The organism is Streptomyces sp. NPDC004610 (assembly GCF_040609715.1).
GTDB lineage: Bacteria > Actinomycetota > Actinomycetes > Streptomycetales > Streptomycetaceae > Streptomyces.
This window is the reverse complement of record NZ_JBEXLA010000011.1, coordinates 43,095-58,095: the sequence shown is the minus strand read 5'-3', so window position 1 is coordinate 58,095 and position 15,001 is coordinate 43,095. Positions and strand designations below refer to the sequence as shown.

At 74.4% G+C, this 15,001-nt stretch carries 13 protein-coding genes; 8 read left to right on the top strand and 5 right to left on the bottom strand.

Translation table 11 applies throughout. The annotated features are described in order from the left end of the window. The first annotated feature begins 200 nt into the window (after nucleotides 1-200). From ABZX40_RS14550 to ABZX40_RS14520, 7 genes are all read left to right on the top strand, one after another. Nucleotides 201-500, top strand: coding sequence for a hypothetical protein (locus tag ABZX40_RS14550; RefSeq protein ID WP_355737952.1), 300 nt, complete (start codon nucleotides 201-203; stop codon nucleotides 498-500). A gap of 317 nt (nucleotides 501-817) precedes the next feature. Then, nucleotides 818-1,426: a (2Fe-2S)-binding protein gene (locus ABZX40_RS14545; protein ID WP_355737949.1), complete on the top strand. Its 609-nt coding sequence runs from the start codon at nucleotides 818-820 to the stop codon at nucleotides 1,424-1,426. Between the two features lie 2 nt (nucleotides 1,427-1,428). After that, a complete protein-coding gene (locus ABZX40_RS14540) occupies nucleotides 1,429-2,403 on the top strand; it encodes a xanthine dehydrogenase family protein subunit M (protein WP_355737947.1) in 975 nt (324 codons plus the stop codon). Further along, nucleotides 2,400-4,607 (top strand): xanthine dehydrogenase family protein molybdopterin-binding subunit, encoded by a 2,208-nt coding sequence (locus ABZX40_RS14535; RefSeq protein ID WP_355737945.1) that lies wholly within the window; start codon nucleotides 2,400-2,402, stop codon nucleotides 4,605-4,607. The genes ABZX40_RS14540 and ABZX40_RS14535 overlap by 4 nt, the downstream gene beginning before the upstream one ends. Before the next feature lie 565 nt (nucleotides 4,608-5,172). After that, a complete protein-coding gene (locus ABZX40_RS14530; protein ID WP_355737942.1) occupies nucleotides 5,173-5,667 on the top strand; it encodes an FBP domain-containing protein in 495 nt (164 codons plus the stop codon). 52 nt (nucleotides 5,668-5,719) lie between these two features. Continuing rightward, nucleotides 5,720-6,976 carry an FUSC family protein gene (locus ABZX40_RS14525; RefSeq protein WP_355737939.1) on the top strand — a complete coding sequence of 419 codons (1,257 nt, stop codon included), beginning with the start codon at nucleotides 5,720-5,722 and terminating at the stop codon, nucleotides 6,974-6,976. A gap of 95 nt (nucleotides 6,977-7,071) precedes the next feature. Continuing rightward, nucleotides 7,072-8,145, top strand: a complete 1,074-nt coding sequence (locus tag ABZX40_RS14520; protein WP_355737937.1) for a hypothetical protein — start codon at nucleotides 7,072-7,074, stop codon at nucleotides 8,143-8,145. A gap of 87 nt (nucleotides 8,146-8,232) precedes the next feature. On the opposite strand, the gene ABZX40_RS14515 is transcribed toward ABZX40_RS14520, so the two are convergent. Beyond that, complete coding sequence (locus ABZX40_RS14515) at nucleotides 8,233-8,961, bottom strand: DUF2470 domain-containing protein (RefSeq protein ID WP_355737934.1); 729 nt, start codon at nucleotides 8,959-8,961, stop codon at nucleotides 8,233-8,235. Between the two features lie 157 nt (nucleotides 8,962-9,118). After that, a complete protein-coding gene (locus tag ABZX40_RS14510; protein WP_355737931.1) occupies nucleotides 9,119-9,727 on the bottom strand; it encodes a helix-turn-helix domain-containing protein in 609 nt (202 codons plus the stop codon). Between the two features lie 126 nt (nucleotides 9,728-9,853). On the opposite strand from ABZX40_RS14510, the gene ABZX40_RS14505 reads away from it, so the two are divergent. After that, nucleotides 9,854-11,407 carry a cytochrome P450 gene (locus ABZX40_RS14505; protein WP_355737928.1) on the top strand — a complete coding sequence of 518 codons (1,554 nt, stop codon included), beginning with the start codon at nucleotides 9,854-9,856 and terminating at the stop codon, nucleotides 11,405-11,407. Here the strand turns inward: ABZX40_RS14505 and ABZX40_RS14500 are convergent. The 3 genes from ABZX40_RS14500 to ABZX40_RS14490 form a co-directional block, all read right to left on the bottom strand. After that, the gene (locus tag ABZX40_RS14500; RefSeq protein WP_355737925.1) at nucleotides 11,366-12,193 is read right to left on the bottom strand and encodes a pentapeptide repeat-containing protein; all 828 of its coding nucleotides are present in this window, start codon (nucleotides 12,191-12,193) and stop codon (nucleotides 11,366-11,368) included. The two genes, ABZX40_RS14505 and ABZX40_RS14500, sit on opposite strands and share 42 nt — an antisense overlap. 190 nt (nucleotides 12,194-12,383) lie before the next feature. Further along, a complete protein-coding gene (locus ABZX40_RS14495) occupies nucleotides 12,384-13,130 on the bottom strand; it encodes a PIG-L deacetylase family protein (RefSeq protein WP_355737923.1) in 747 nt (248 codons plus the stop codon). A 122-nt stretch (nucleotides 13,131-13,252) separates the two neighbouring features. Beyond that, nucleotides 13,253-14,554 carry an alpha/beta fold hydrolase gene (locus tag ABZX40_RS14490; RefSeq protein ID WP_355737920.1) on the bottom strand — a complete coding sequence of 434 codons (1,302 nt, stop codon included), beginning with the start codon at nucleotides 14,552-14,554 and terminating at the stop codon, nucleotides 13,253-13,255. Nucleotides 14,555-15,001 lie beyond the last annotated feature (447 nt).

Here is a 15,001-nt window from a genome sequence, read left to right as displayed (position 1 = left end):
GTACGGGGCGACGACCGGGGCGACCGTCTCGCGGGCGGCGGCCCCCTGTGCGGCGGCTATGCGGTCCCGGCGCACGGTTCACAGGGTAGTGAACGCGGGGCGTTTCGCGACCCACCGGGACATTCCCCACGGGGCGCTGCCGCGCGGTGTGGCCGGAATTGTTCGGATGCGTGAGGTGGGTGGCGTGTTGGCTGCGGGGGTTGGATTTCCGGGTGCGGTCGGAGGCCGTGTGGCTGGGTGCCGTGTTGCTGGAGGCGGTGTGGCCGGACGCGGTGCCGCCGGGTGCCATGCTGCCGGACGCGGTGGCGCCGGACGTAGTGGCGCTGGATGCCGTGTGGCCGGACGCCGTGGCGCTGGATGCCGTATCGCCGAATGCCGTGTGGCCGGACGCGGTGCCGCTGGATGCCGTATCGCCGAATGCCGTGTGGCCGGACGCGGTGCCACCGGACGCCTGTTGCCCGATGCCGGGTTGCCGGACGCCGTGCCGCCGGACGCGGTGACCCGGGACCCGGCCATCCGGCCCCGGTCATCCGGCCCCGGTCACCTGGCCCCGGTGACCTGGCCCCGCGTCCCCTCGCGGATTGCGCCCCGTACCCGCGCCCGCCGCCCCGCGGCTCACCTCCCCACGCCCTCCTCCCCCACCACCCCCGCGGAGCGACCCCGTGTTCGACCTTGCTTTAGCTCGGCTTTCGGTCGGTGTTCCTAGCATTTGCGACCTGAAATCCTCTCGTATCCCGCCTCCCACATCCCGCCGTCTCCTCCCCCCGACCTCACCCCCCCCCACCCCACCCCCCACCCCCTCGAAAGGACATCGCCCATGCCCCAGGACGCTCTTCTACCCGACGGCAGCAGTCGTCGTACGTTTCTCGCTCGCAGTCTGGGGACCGGAGGCACCCTCGTCGGGGCCACCGTCGTGGGGGGTGGCGCCGCGCCCGTGGAGGCGGCGCCCGCCGCGCCCGTCGAGACCACCCGGGTGACGCTGAACGTCAACGGCCGCACCCACGCCGTCGACCTGGATGTGCGGGCCAGCCTGCTGGAGGCGGTGCGGGACGGGCTCGGGCTGACCGGCAGCAAGAAGGGCTGCAACCAGGGCGCGTGCGGAGCGTGCACCGTACTGGTCGACGGTGAGCGGCAGTTGTCCTGCATCACCCTGGCCGCGCGCTACGAGGGGCGCCGGATCACCACCGTCGAGGGACTGGCCAAGGGGGGCCGACTCCACCCGGTGCAGGCCGCGTTCGTCGAGCGGGACGGCTTCCAGTGCGGCTTCTGCACCTCGGGTCAGGTGGTGTCCGCGGTCGGGCTGCTCGCGGAGGAACCGGATGTCGCCGACGAGGACATCCCGGAGCTGATGAGCGGCAATCTCTGCCGCTGTGCCGCCTACCAGAACATGCATCAGGCCATCCGCGACGCCCGCGGGAGGCGCTGACCGTGCGGACCTTTCACCTGGAACGGCCGGACACCGTCGCGCAGGCGGTGCGGCTGCTGGACTCGGACCCGGAGGCCAAGGTCATCGCGGGCGGCACGGATCTGGTCGCCCTGATGAAGGAGGGCATCGAGACGCCGGGCCGGCTGGTCGACGTGGCCGGGCTCGATCTCGCCGGGATCACCCGGGCACCGGACGGCACGATCACCCTCGGCGCGCTCGCCACCAACAGCGACACCGCCCGGACGTTGCGGGAGCGTACGCCCGTGCTGTCCGAGGCGATCCGGTCGGGCGCCTCCGCGCAGATCCGGAACATGGCCACCACCGCGGGCAATCTGCTCCAGGGCGTGCGCTGCCCCTACTACCGGCAGACCGAGTTCGCCTGCAACCGCCGCGACCCGGGCAGCGGCTGCGCCTCCATCGAGGGCGCCAACCCGGGGCAGGCCCTCTTCGGCACCTCCTCGTCCTGTATCGCCGTGCACCCCTCCGACATGGCCGTGGCGCTCCTGGCGCTGGACGCGGTGGTGCTGGTGCAGGGGCCGGACGGGCGGCGGGAGATCCCGCTCGGCTCCTTCCACCGGCTGCCGGGCGACACCCCGGAGCGGCAGACGGAGCTGCGGCGGGCGGAGCTGATCGTGGGGGTGCGGATCGGGGCGCAGCCGCGCGGTCGGCGCTCGCACTATGTGAAGTTCCGGGAGCGTACGTCGTACGCGTTCGCGCTGGTCTCGGGGGCGGTCGTGGTGGATCTGGACGGGCGCCGGGTGCGGTCGGCGCGGATCGCGCTGGGCGGGGTGGCGCCCCGGCCCTGGCGGGCGGAGGGGGCCGAACGGGCCCTGGTGGGGCGGACGTTCGACGCCGAGGCCATCGAGGACGCCGCCGACGCGGCGACCGAGGGCGCCCGGCCGCAGCGGGACAACGCCTACAAGGTGGAACTGGTCCGCGGTGTGGTCCGCCGGGCCCTGACGGAGGTGGCAGCATGACGACCGCGCCCGAGCGCTCCGGGTGGACCGAGCCGATCGGCGCCCCGCTGGACCGGGTCGAGGCCACCGCGAAGGTCACCGGCGGGGCCGTCTACACCGGGGACGTCCAGGTGACCGGCGCGGTGAACGCGAGCCTGGTGACCAGCCCGCTGGCCTCCGCCCGGATCCGGAGCATCGACATCTCCGCCGCCGAGCGGGCGCCCGGGGTGCTCGCCGTCCTCACCCATGAGAACCGGCCCGAGTGGCCCGGCACCCCGGAGTCCGGGGAGGGCCGCTTCCCGCTGGCCGACGACCGGGTGCACTACGGCGGGCAGTATGTGGCGGTGGTGGTGGCCGAGACCCTCCAGCAGGCCGAGCACGCGGTCACCCTGGTGGACATCGACTACGAGCCGCTGCCCGTGGTGCCCACCCTGGAGGCCGGGCTCGGTGCCCTGTATCCGTCGCCGCACCCGATGATGCGGTACTCGCGCGGCGACGCGAACGCCGACTTCGCGTCGTCCGCCGTACGGATCGACAGCGCCTTCACCACGCCCGACTACGCGCACGCGCCGATCGAGCCCAGTGCCGCGCTCGCCCACTGGGACGGCGACCGGCTCACGGTGTACGCCAGCAACCAGTATGTGTACCGGGCCCGGGAGACGGTCGCCGCGGCCTTCGCCGTCCCGGAGGAGAACATCACCTTCGACACCTCGCTGATCGGCGGCGCCTTCGGCTGCAAGATCCAGGTGTGGGGGTACACGCTGCTGGCGGTGATGGCCGCGCGGGCGGTGGACCGTCCGGTGCGTCTCGTACTGACCCGCAAGCAGCACTTCACCACCACCGGGCACATGGCCGCGACCCGGCAGCGGGTGCGGATCGGCGCCGACCGGGACGGCCGGATGCGCGCGATCATCCACGAGACCGTCAACGGCACCTCCGTGCACACCGACTACACCGAGCGCGCCCCGATGACCACCCCGGACGTCTACGCGGTGGACTCGGTGCTGATCGGCGCCCGGATCACCAAGGTCCACAAGGGCTCCCCCACCTCCATGCGCACCCCGGGCGACCTCGCCGGGCAGTTCGCCCTGGAGTCCGCGCTGGACGAACTGGCCTACGCGACCGGCAGCGACCCGGTGGAGCTGCGCCGCCGCCACTACGCGACGGCCGACCTCAGCACCGACGAGCCCTGGACCAGCAACGGGCTGCCGCGCTGCTACGACCTCGGGGTCCGCGAGTTCGGCTGGGAGCGCCGCGATCCGCGCCCCGGCTCGATGCGCGACGGGGACGAGCTGATCGGCTACGGCATGGCCGGGGGCTGCCGGCACGACGGCTACGACCCGGCCCGCGCCCGGATCGAGCTGCACGCCCACGGCCGCGTCGACCTCTCCACCTCCGCCCAGGAGATCGGCGGCGGCACGCTGACCGTGATGGTGCAGCTCGCCGCGTCCCATCTCGGGGTCGCCCCGGGCCGGATCACCATCCATGCGGGCAGCACCACCCAGCCCATGGCGGCGCCCACCTACGGGTCGGCGGCCACCGGCAACACCGGCAGCGCGGTCATGCTGGCCGGGCAGGCGGTGCGCGCGGCGGCGGTCCGGCTGGCCGTCGCCGACCCCCGCTCGCCGCTGCACGGGGCGGCCGAGGACGCCGTGGACGTGGAGAACGGGCGGATGTTCCTCACCGCCCGGCCGCGCACCGGGGAGACCTACAGCGCGCTGCTGCGCCGCCACGGCATCGGCTCGCTCACCGAGACCGGGCAGTACGACCCCGTCGAGAGCGGCCGGGCCAGCGCCAGTTTCGCGGCGCACTTCACGGAGGTGCGGATCGACAGCGGGCTGCGCCGGGTGCGGGTGGTGCGCCATCTGTCGGTGTTCGACATCGGGCGGGTACTGAACGCCAAGACCGCCTCCAACCAGGCCCGCGGCGGCATCATCTTCGCCATCGGCGGGGCGCTGATGGAGCAGATCACCCCGGACCCGGTGACCGGGGTGCAGCTGAGCCCCGCGCTGACCGACTACCACTTCCCGGTGCACGCCGATGTCGGGGACATCCAGGTCCGGTTCGTGGAGCTGGAGGACGACACCCATCCCATCGGCACCAAGGGGCTCGGCGAGATCTGCTCCATCGGGGTCGCGGCGTCCGTCGCCAACGCGGTGTACCACGCGACCGGGCGGCGGGTCCGCGACCTGCCGATCACTCCGGAGCGGCTGCTGCACGAGTGAGGGTGGGGGGAGGGTGAGGGCGGGGCGGGGGTGTGTTCGGGGCGCCGGGCGTCCTGGGCGGGGTGCTCGTATCCGGGCGCGGGGTGTGTGTTCCGACGCCGGGCGACCTGGGCGGGCGCCCGCTCCCGGCTGCGGGGACGGGTGTTCCCGGCGCCGGGCGTAATGGGCGGGCGCCCGCTTCCAGGCACGGGGGTTGCTCCGTTCGCCGAGCCTCCCGGGCGTGGGGGCTCATGCGCCGACCTGGGCGGGCGCCCGCTCCCGGGCACGGGGCGTGCGCGGGGCGCCGGTCCTGGCCACCGCTCCTGGGCATGGGGGTTGGCTCCAGGCGCCGATCCTGGCCACCGCACCCGGGCACGAGGGTTGGCTCCAGGCGCCGATCCCGGCCACCGCTCCCCGGCACGAGGGTTGGCCCCGGGCGCCGATCCCGGCCACCGTTCCCGAGCGCGGAGGGGCCGAGCGCCGGGCCCGGCGGAAAACCGGTGGCTCGCCCCTCCCCCGGCTGCCTAGCCTGAGCCGGTTCCCGGGATCCTCGGGGACCGGCCTGGCACCCCCTCCCGGAGATCCGATGCGCACCCTCACCGAGCAGGACATCCGCACCTCGTTCGTCAACTGCTCCAAGGGCGAGGCCAAGCGCCTGGCCGTGCCCCGGGACCTCGGGGAGCGCGACTGGGACCAGCTGGACTTCCTCGGCTGGCGGGACCCGGGCGCCCCGGACCGCAGCTATCTGGTGACCGAGCGGGCCGACGGGCTCGTCGGCGTGGCGCTGCGCTTTCCGGCCGCGCGGCACGGATTTCTGCACCGCAGCATGTGCTCGCTGTGCCTGACCACCCATCGCGGCGGCGGGGTGTCCCTGATGACCGCCCGCAAGGCCGGGGCCGCCGGGCGCGAGGGGAACTCGGTCGGCCTGTACATGTGCACCGACCTGGCCTGTTCCCTGTATCTGCGGGGCCGGAAGGTGCCGGACAGCGGGGCCCGGTTCGAGGAGAGCCTCACCCTGGAGCAGCAGATCGCCCGGACGACGGGCAATCTGTCGGCGTTCCTGGACAAGCTGTACGAGTGAGCCGCCCGGGTCCGAGGTGACTCAAGGGCCGTCGCGCGGGAACACCCCTGTGATGCGCAACGTACGGGAGTGGTGGACGCGGGCCGTCCGGGAGGTGTGGCGGCGCAGCCGTGATCCGGTGATCGTGCAGATGCTGCGGTCCACCTTCGCGGCGACGATCGCCTATGTCATCGCCCTGCGGCTGAGTCCCGAGGCGGCGCCGCTGACCGCGCCGCTGACCGCGCTGCTGGTGGTGCAGGTCACCCTGTACTCGACGCTCACCACCGGGATCCGCCGGGTCAACTCGGTGGTGGCCGGGGTGCTGGTCGCCATCGCGTTCAGTCTGCTGGTGGGGCTGACCTGGTGGAGTCTGGCGCTGGTGATCATCGCCGCGCTGACGGTGGGGCATCTGGTGCGGGTCGACGAGTTCGTGCCCGAGGTGGCGATCAGCGCGATGCTGGTGCTCGGGGTGACCGCGGTGGGCGACACCGCCTGGTCGCGGGTGGTGGAGACGCTGATCGGCGCGGTCGTCGGGCTGGCCTGCAATCTGCTGATCGCGCCGCCGGTGTGGGTGGACGAGGCGGGCGCGTCGATCGAGGAGCTGGCCCGGCGGGTGCGGCAGCTGATGCTGCGGGTCGGTGAGGAGGCCGCCGGGCGGACCCCGCCCCAGGAGGCGGCCGAGCGGCTGCACGAGGCCCGGCGGCTGGACCACGACATCGGCGGGGTGGACGCCGATCTGCGGCAGGCCGAGGACAGTCTGCGGCTCAATCCCCGGGTGAAGGAGGGGCTGCTGCACCGGATCGTGCTGCGCACCGGACTGGACACGCTGGAGATCTGCACGGTCGTGCTGCGGGTCATCGCGCGTACGCTCACCGACCTCGCCAAGGAGCGGGATCCGCAGCCGCTGTTCCCGGCGGGCACGGGGGAGGTGGTGGAGCGGCTGCTGTCGGAGGTGGCGGACGCGGTGGTGAGCTTCGCGGTGCTGGTCACCACGAGTGTGAGTGTGAGCGCCGAGTCGGCGGAGGACCGGCTCGCCGCCGGGCTGCGCCAGGCCGCCACGACCCGCGACGCGCTCGACCGGCTGCTGCTGGCGGAGGTGCGGCACGACTCCCGGCAGTGGCGGCTGTACGGGGCGATCCTCGCCGAGGCCACCCGGATCATCGACGAGCTGGACACCGAGCACCGCACCCGGCGGCTGTTCGAGGAACTGGACCGGCACTCGCGCGAGCAGCGTGAACGCCGGCCGCGGATCACCCGGCTGCGCGACCGGGCCCGCGCCTCGCGCCGGGCGATGCGGAACCGGGCGGCGGGCGTCGGACGTTCTCACTGAGGAAGCGCGGTCCGCGCAGGGGCTGCCGCCGGATGTCCGGCGGCTGGCTTCCGGGGCGGACCGCACACACGGGCGGACTCTGGGGGACGGCACGTATGACGAGCGCGAGCGCGACGGACGGCACGGACGGCACGGGCGGCACGGGCGGCACGGTACGGATGGAGGGGAACACGCTGCGGCTGCCGGGCGGTGCGGCGGTGCGGTTCATCCGGACGCTGCGGCTGCCGGAGACGGGGACGCACGCGCTGCCGCCCGGCCTCGGTGACTTCCCGGTGCGCCGGGTCGCGGACTTCCCGGACACGGCGCCGTCCGACTGGCTGGCGCGCGGCGGGGTGATGCTGCCGGTGTATCTGCGCGAGGCGATGTGGCTGAGCTTCGGCTCCACGACGGAGCCGGCCGCGCTCCAGGTCGGGGTGGGCAAGGTGTGCGCGGTGTCGGGCAGGCCGTGGAGCGACCGGCTGGAGCGCGATCCGCAGAACTATCTGGTGCTGCCGCGTCAGCCGTGGCTGGACGGCATCAACTCCGGTGAGGGCACGGTCCGGCAGTTCGTCGCGGTGCCGCTGGGCCTCGGGGCGACCGTGGAGGGCCAGGTGACGGGCGAGGAGGTGTGGGGCGGTATCCAGCTCCAGTCGTTCGCGCTGAACGACCGGGCGCTCGCCGCCTGGCGCGAGAAGCAGCGGCAGCTGGCCGCCGAGCGGCGCACCCAGGCGTTCAGGGGGCCGATGATGGCCGCGGGCGCGGCCCCGTTGGCACCGGCACCGGCGGGCGGGGGCGCCCGGACGCGCGGTACGGCGATGGGGCTGGGCGTCGGCGGGTCGATGCGCCAGGAGGTGTACCGCGACGACCGTCCCGCGTCCGACTGGGCGGCGGAGCCCGCCGGGCGGGTCTTCGTGCATCTGGTGACGCCGCCGGAGTGGCGCCGGATCACCGGCGAGGCCCCGCCGCCGTCACCGGTGGACCGCGCGGCCTACACCCGCGCGGGACTCCCCTGGTTCGACTACTACGACGAGGGGGCCGAGGACCTGTCCCCGGCGGACACCCTCGGCGAGGTCAGGCCGGTCGGCGACTGGCTGGGCGACGACCACGAGCCCTGGCAGGAACCGGCCCCCCACCAGATCAAGCCGCTCGGGGACGCGCCGGGGAAGCCGGTGCAGGACGGCCAGTGGTGACGGTCGGGGCCGCTTGACCGGCCGACGTCCTCGCGGTGTGCGCGTACGCCCCGGTGCCCGGCTGCGGCTGCCGGGGCGCCGGGCGGGTCACCCGTCGCCGTCGGTGCGCTGGCGCTGGAGTGCGGGGCGGGAGCAGGCGGCGGAACCGGCCTGGGCGAGCAGTACGTGCATCCGCTCGGTGAGCTGGGCGACGGTGTCGGCGGGGGTGTGGAACGGCAGGCGTACATCGCCGTGGGCGCGGCTGCGTTCGATGCGCAGGGTCAGCCCATGGCGGTCGACGGCGAGCGGCTGGACGCGCACGGCGCCCAGCAGGCTCTCGGGCTCCACGAGCCGGGTGAGGCGTTCGACGGCGTCGGGGTGGGCGTCGGCGAGGTGGGTGAGCAGCGAGGCCTCGGCGGTGGCGAGGGGATCGGGGCGCGCGGCGGCGAACTCGTCGAGGTCGATGACCTCGGCGCCGGACGGCTGGTGCAGCACGATCCGGGTGGCCCGGAAGACGAGATGGCCGTCGACGCAGGAGAACCAGCCGGCGAGCCAGAGCCGGGCCCGGATCCGGTGGCGCACCGGCACGGGGGCCACATCGGCGAACTCCAGGACGGCGGACGGCTCGCCGCGCGGGGCGCAGATCGCCGCGGCGAGCAGCGCGCTGTCCTCGGGCACGTGCAGAAGCACCCGGCCGTCCTCGGCGGTCTCGTGCGCGCCGACGAACTCCTCCCGGCCGCCGTCCGCGGTCACCGTGCACGACCAGGTGGCGGCGAGCACCGACCGGGCGCGTTCCGCCGCGCCGGGTACGGCCGTCCAGGGCTGGCTGTCACCCATGCGATCCTCCTAAGGTTAGGCTTGCCTAACCTAGCGGACTTCGGGGCCCGCGCCAACCAGGCGCACCGGGGGTTTACACAGGGGTCACATGACGGCCGACCCGGCATCACCCGATGTCGGCGGCGCATAAAGAACCCCTCCCGACGCCGGGGCGGCCTCAGTCGGCGATGACCCCCAGCAGGGCCCGCGCGCACAGCTCCCGCAGCTGTTCCCGCGTCAGCTCCGGCCGCCGCAGCCACTCCAGACAGACGGAGGTGGTGAACGCCAGCCAGCCGCGCACCGCGAGCCGCAGCTCCGGCCGGGCGGCGACGGCCGGTCCGAACTCCGGGTCCGCCGCCAGCGCGGCGAGGATCTGCCGCTCCTGCGCGGCCAGCGCCCGCTGGTAGACCCGCCGTACGGCCTGGTCGCCTGCCGCGTCCGCGCGATGGAAGGCGCGATAGCCGTGCGCGTGCTCGCGCACGTACTCCAGATAGGTGTCCAGGCCCGCGGTGAGCTGGTCGCGGACCGGGACGCCGGGGCGGGGGGCCGTCATCCGCAGCATGCGGTCGCTCTCGCGCTCCACCACACCCGCGAAGAAGTCCCGCTTGGTCGGGAAGTAGTGGTAGAGCAGCCCGCGCGAGACACCCGCGATCTCCGCGACCCGCTCGATCCGCACCTCGTCGTAGGGATGCTCGGAGAAGAGGCGGGCGCCGACCGAGAGCAGTTCGGCGCGGCGCTGCTCGGTGGAGAGCCTGCGGCGGGTCCGCTCGTCCTGGTTCGCGGCCATGGCGGCACCCTACGGCACCGTGCCGCGCGTTACTTGACGCCGGTTCAGCGACGGCACGACACTGGAATCCGCTATTGAACGCACGTCCAACAACAGCAGCCGCCACCGAGCCGAGGGAGGCCGCGCATGGCGGAGACCACGGAGTCCGCGACCGAGGGGAAGACGCCCGGGAAGGGCCCGCTGCCGAGGGGGTTCCGCAGTGCCGAGCGGGGCTGGCCGGAGCTGGAGCGCATCCCGCGCCCGCCGTACCGGGTACCGCTGGTCGGCGATGTGATCGGGTCCCGGCCGAGCAGTCCGCTCCAGGACTCGCTGCGCCACGGCCGCCGGCTCGGGCCGATCTTCCGGCGCCGGGCGTTCGGCAAGGAGTTCGTCTTCGTCTGGGGCGCCGATCTGGTGGCCGAGCTGTCGGACGAGTCCCGGTTCGCCAAGCATGTGGGGCTCGGCATCGCCAATCTCCGCCCGCTCGCCGGGGACGGGCTCTTCACCGCGTACAACCACGAACCCAACTGGCGGCTGGCGCACGATGTGCTGGCGCCCGGGTTCAGCCGGGAGGCGATGGCCGGGTACCACCCGATGATGCTGGATGTGGCGGCCCGGCTCACCGACCACTGGGACCGGGCGGCGGCGGCCGGACGGACCGTGGACGTCCCCGGGGACATGACCAGGCTGACCCTGGAGACCATCGCCCGCACCGGGTTCGGCCATGACTTCGGTTCCTTCGAGCGGGCCCGCCCCCACCCCTTCGTCACCGCGATGGTCGGCGCCCTCGGCCACGCCCAGCGCCTCAACACCGTGCCCGCCCCGCTCTCCGGGCTGCTGCTGCGCCGGTCGAACCGCCGCAACGCCGCCGACCTCGCCCACCTCGACCGCACGGTCGACGACCTGGTCCGCGCCCGCCGCACCACCGGCGGGCAGGGCGATCTGCTGGACCGGATGCTGGCGACGGCCCACCCTCAGACCGGTGAGCGGCTGTCCGCCGAGAACGTCCGGCGCCAGGTCCTCACCTTCCTCGTCGCCGGGCATGAGACGACCTCCGGCGCCCTCTCCTTCGCCCTGCACCATCTCTCCCGCCACCCCGAGGTGGCCGCCCGCGCACGGGCCGAGGTCGAGCGGATCTGGGGACCCACCGCCACCCCGGGCTACGACCAGGTCGCCAGACTCCGATACGTGCGCCGGGTGCTGGACGAGACACTGCGGCTGTGGCCGACCGCCCCGGCGTTCGCCCGCGAGGCCACCGAGGACACCGTGCTCGGCGGGGAGCACCCCATGCTGCGCGGCGCCTGGACCCTCGTCCTGACCCCCTTGCTGCACCGCGACCCGCGCGCCTGGGGCCCGGACACCGAACGCTTCGACCCCGACCGCTTCGAGGCCGCGGCGGTCCGGGCGCGGGCACCGCACACCTTCAAGCCGTTCGGCACGGGCGCACGGGCCTGTATCGGCCGCCAGTTCGCGCTGCACGAGGCGACCCTCGTCCTGGGGCTGCTGCTGCGCCGCTACGACCTGGCGGCCGACCCCGACTACCGGCTGCGGGTGACGGAACGGCTGACGCTGATGCCGCGGGGGCTGCGGCTGGCGCCGACCCGCCGGACGGCCGCCGCCCGCCCGGCGGACGGTCCTGCCGCGCCGGACCCGCTCCCCTCAGACCCCGGCGGCTGTCCAGTGCGCGGGCCGGGTCACTGACCCCGGCAGCCGGGTCCGCTCATTGCCGCGGGCCGCGTTGACCTGGGGCTGGGTGAGGAAGAAGGCGTCGGTGAGATCGGCGTCCGCGAGGTCGGTGTCGCGCAGGTCGGCCCCGATGAAGTCGGCGCCGCGCAGATCCGCGCCGGTGAGGTCGGCGGCGATGAGCAGCGCCCCGCGCAGGTGCGCGCCGCGCCACCCGGCGCCGGTCAGGCGGGCCCCGACCAGATCGGCGCCGCGCCGGTCCGGGCCCCCGGTGCCCGCGCGGACCAGTTCACTCACGCGCAGCAGCAGGGCGCCCACCTCCTGCCGGTGCGCGGCCACATCGAGCGCGGCGAGTTCGCCGGGGCTGCCGTCGGTGAGCCGCTCGGTCCGCTCCAGGGCCCGGCGCACCTCGGGGTGGACGGGGCGGGCGGCGGGCAGGGTGAGCGCCTCGGTGAGATACCGGAGCAGTTCATGGAGCTGGCGGACGACGGGGAACACCTCGAACATCCGGCGGGCCCGCTCGGGCGGTCCGGTGCGCCAGTCCAGGCCGCCGAAGACGACCTGCGAGACCTGCTGGCCCGCGCCGAAGCAGTCGTAGACCGTGCAGCCGCGGAAGCCGCTCTCGCGCAGCCGGGTGTGGATCCCGCAGCGGTGGTCCTCGGCGAGGTGGCGGCAGGGTGTCCCGGCGGGCTTGTCGACCGCGAAGTCATGGGAGCGGGTGAAGGGCAGGGCGGCACAGCACAGCCCGAAGCAGTTCGCACAGTCACCGCGCAGAACCGCCAGGCCGGCGGAGGGATCTCGCATACGGTTCAGCCTAATGACCTGGGCTCGGCCCAATGGCCTGGGCTCAGTCTGATGACCTGGGCTCAGTCTGATGACCTGGGCTCAGCCCGATGACCTGGGCTCGGCCTGATGACCTGGCCTGGGCCGAGGGGGCGGGGCGCGGCGGGGACGGGCGAGGACCAGCGGGTCGCGCACCCCGCCCCGCCGCCGGTCACCGTGTGAACAGTTCGAACGCCACCGCCGGGCGGCCCCCGAAGCGGGCGCCCGCGTCCGCCGCGAAGCCGGTGAGCAGGTCGCGGGCGTAGGTCTCCGGCTCGGTGTCGGTCAGGGCCTCGATATAGGCACGGTGGGCGAGCAGGGAGCGGATGGCCCGCTCCATGCCGTCGGTGGCGTCCACGGCGTGGGTGGGGGACACCGATCCGGCGACGGCGACCCAGCGCACCCCGTCCCAGGGTTCGAGGCCCTGCTCGGCGAGTTCCGGGAAGATCCAGCGGTTCCCGGCGTCACCCGCCGCGTCCAGGGTGGCCCGGCCGACCGCCACATGGTCGGGGGTGTTCCAGTGGACCCCGCCCCAGGTGTCCCGGTGGTTGAGGGTGATGACCAGTTCGGGGCGGTGGCGGCGGATCGCGGCGGCGATGTCCCGGCGCAGCGCGATGCCGTACTCGATGACGCCGTCACGGTGGTCCAGGAACTCCACCGTCGACACCCCGACCTCGGCGGCGCTGGCCCGCTGCTCGCGCTCCCGCAGCGGGGCGGCCACGGCCGGCTCCAGGGTGTCGATCCCGGCCTCGCCCCGGGTCGCGAGCACGTACGCGACCTCCCGCCCGCCGTCCGTCCAGCGGGCGATGGCCGCCGCGCACCCGTACTCCAGGTCGTCCGGGTGGGCGACCACGGCGAGGGCGCGCCGCCAGTCCTCGGGCATGGGCTCCAGCTGAGTGGTCGTCGGCTCGTCGCTCATGCCGGAAGACTAGCCCGCGGACATCGCACGCAGGCGCGGGGGGCTGCCGCCCGCTCAGGGCCGTCAGCCACCACACCGGCAGGACGGGGAAGGTGCCGGGGGCTGCCGCCCGCGCCCGACCGTCAGACCTCGTCGCGTGCCAGTGCCAGCAGCCGGTCCAGCACCCTCGGGCCGCCCGCCCGGACGCCGTCGTGTTCGAACTCGTCCGTCACCCAGGTCCGCAGGCCGCGGATGGCGCGGGCGGTGGTCAGGGAGTGGGCGGTGTCGACGTACATGTCGTCGTGGTAGACGGCCGCGGCGACCGGGACCTCGTTGACGGCGAGGCGCTCGGGGTCGTAGAGGGGGCGCCAGTCGGTGCGGGCGGCGAGCAGGGCGGCGGTCTCGCGCAGCGGGCGCAGCGCGGGGTCGCAGTCGAACATCCAGGGGTGCACGGACTCGCCGGTGAACAGCAGCGGCCCGTCCCCCGCGAGGGTCTTCGCGGCGTCGAACTGCGGGAACTCGGCGCGGATCCGCTCCGCCGACCAGTCGGTGGGCCGGGTGTCCTGGCCGTAGATGGCCTCGTGGACCAGCGCGTAGAGCGGGTGGCCCGCGTAGGAGAGGAGGGCCTGGACGTCCTCCTGGAAGGCGTCGGACAGGACGCTGCCCCCCGGGGTGCGGACGAAGGCGTCTTCGAGGAGGTAGTGGAGGCGGTGGCTGCCGTCGCCGCCGCCGAGGAGGATGCCGAGGGACTGGAACGCCTCGACGGTGAGCCGGTAGCCGCCCGGGAGGACCACCTCGTGGGCGAGCAGATGGTCGGCGATCCGGCGGGCGCGTTCGATGTCCTGGGGGTAACGCGCGTAGTGGGCGGCGACCTTGCGCTCGATGCGCGGATAGGCCGCGCGGTAGACGTCGTCGGCGTGGGCGTCGAGGGAGGGCAGTCCGCCGGTGATGAGCGCGGTGCTCAGGCCCTCGGGCGCGGTGGAGAGATAGCGGACCGCGCAGAAGCCGCCGAAGCTCTGGCCGAGGACGGTCCAGGGCTTGCCGCCGGTCAGCTCGCGGCGGATCAGCTCGCAGTCCCGGACGATCGCGTCGGCGCGGAAGTGGGTGAGGTAGTCGGCCTGGGCGGCGGGGCCGCCGCGCAGCGGGAGGGTCTGGCGGTTGGCGGGGCTGGAGCGGCCGGTGCCGCGCTGGTCCAGCAGCAGGACGCGGAACTCCTTCAGGGCCCGTTCCAGCCATGCCTGCCGTCCGACGAAACGGTTCGCCCCGAAGCCGGGGCCGCCCTGGAGGAAGACCAGCCACGGCAGGTCCCGGCCCGCCTTGTCCGCGGCGACGGCCTCCCGGGCATAGACCTCGACGGTCTCGCCGTCCGGGGCGTCGTGGTCGAGGGGGACGGTGAAGCGGTGGTCGGTGAGGACGACGCCTGGCTGGCGGTAGCTGACGCTCAACGGGGCTCCCGGTGCGGACGAGGACGGTGACCGCGTCCCAGTTCAGCACACCGGGCGCCGGTCCGGACCGGCGGGGATCGACTGAACATGCTGAACGGACGGTCAGCGCTGGGCGGGGCGGGGGCCGGGCGGGCCGGGGGCGGGCGTGCCGGGTGAGGTGCGGTGCCTGGCTCGGCGCCGGGTGTCGGGCGTGCTGGGTCGGGTGCGGTGCCCGGCTCGGCGCCGGGTGTCGGGCGTGCTGGGTCGGGTGCGGTGCGCGGCTCGGTACAGGGGGCCGTCCGCGCCGCGACGGGTGCGGTGCCCGCCTCGACCCCAGGGGCTGTCCGCGCAGGGTCCGATGCAATGCCCACCTCGGCCCCGGGGAGCCGCCCGCGCCGCGACGGGTGCGGTGCCCGCCTCGATCCCGGGTGCCATCCGCACCGGGTCCGGTGCGATACCCGCCTCGGC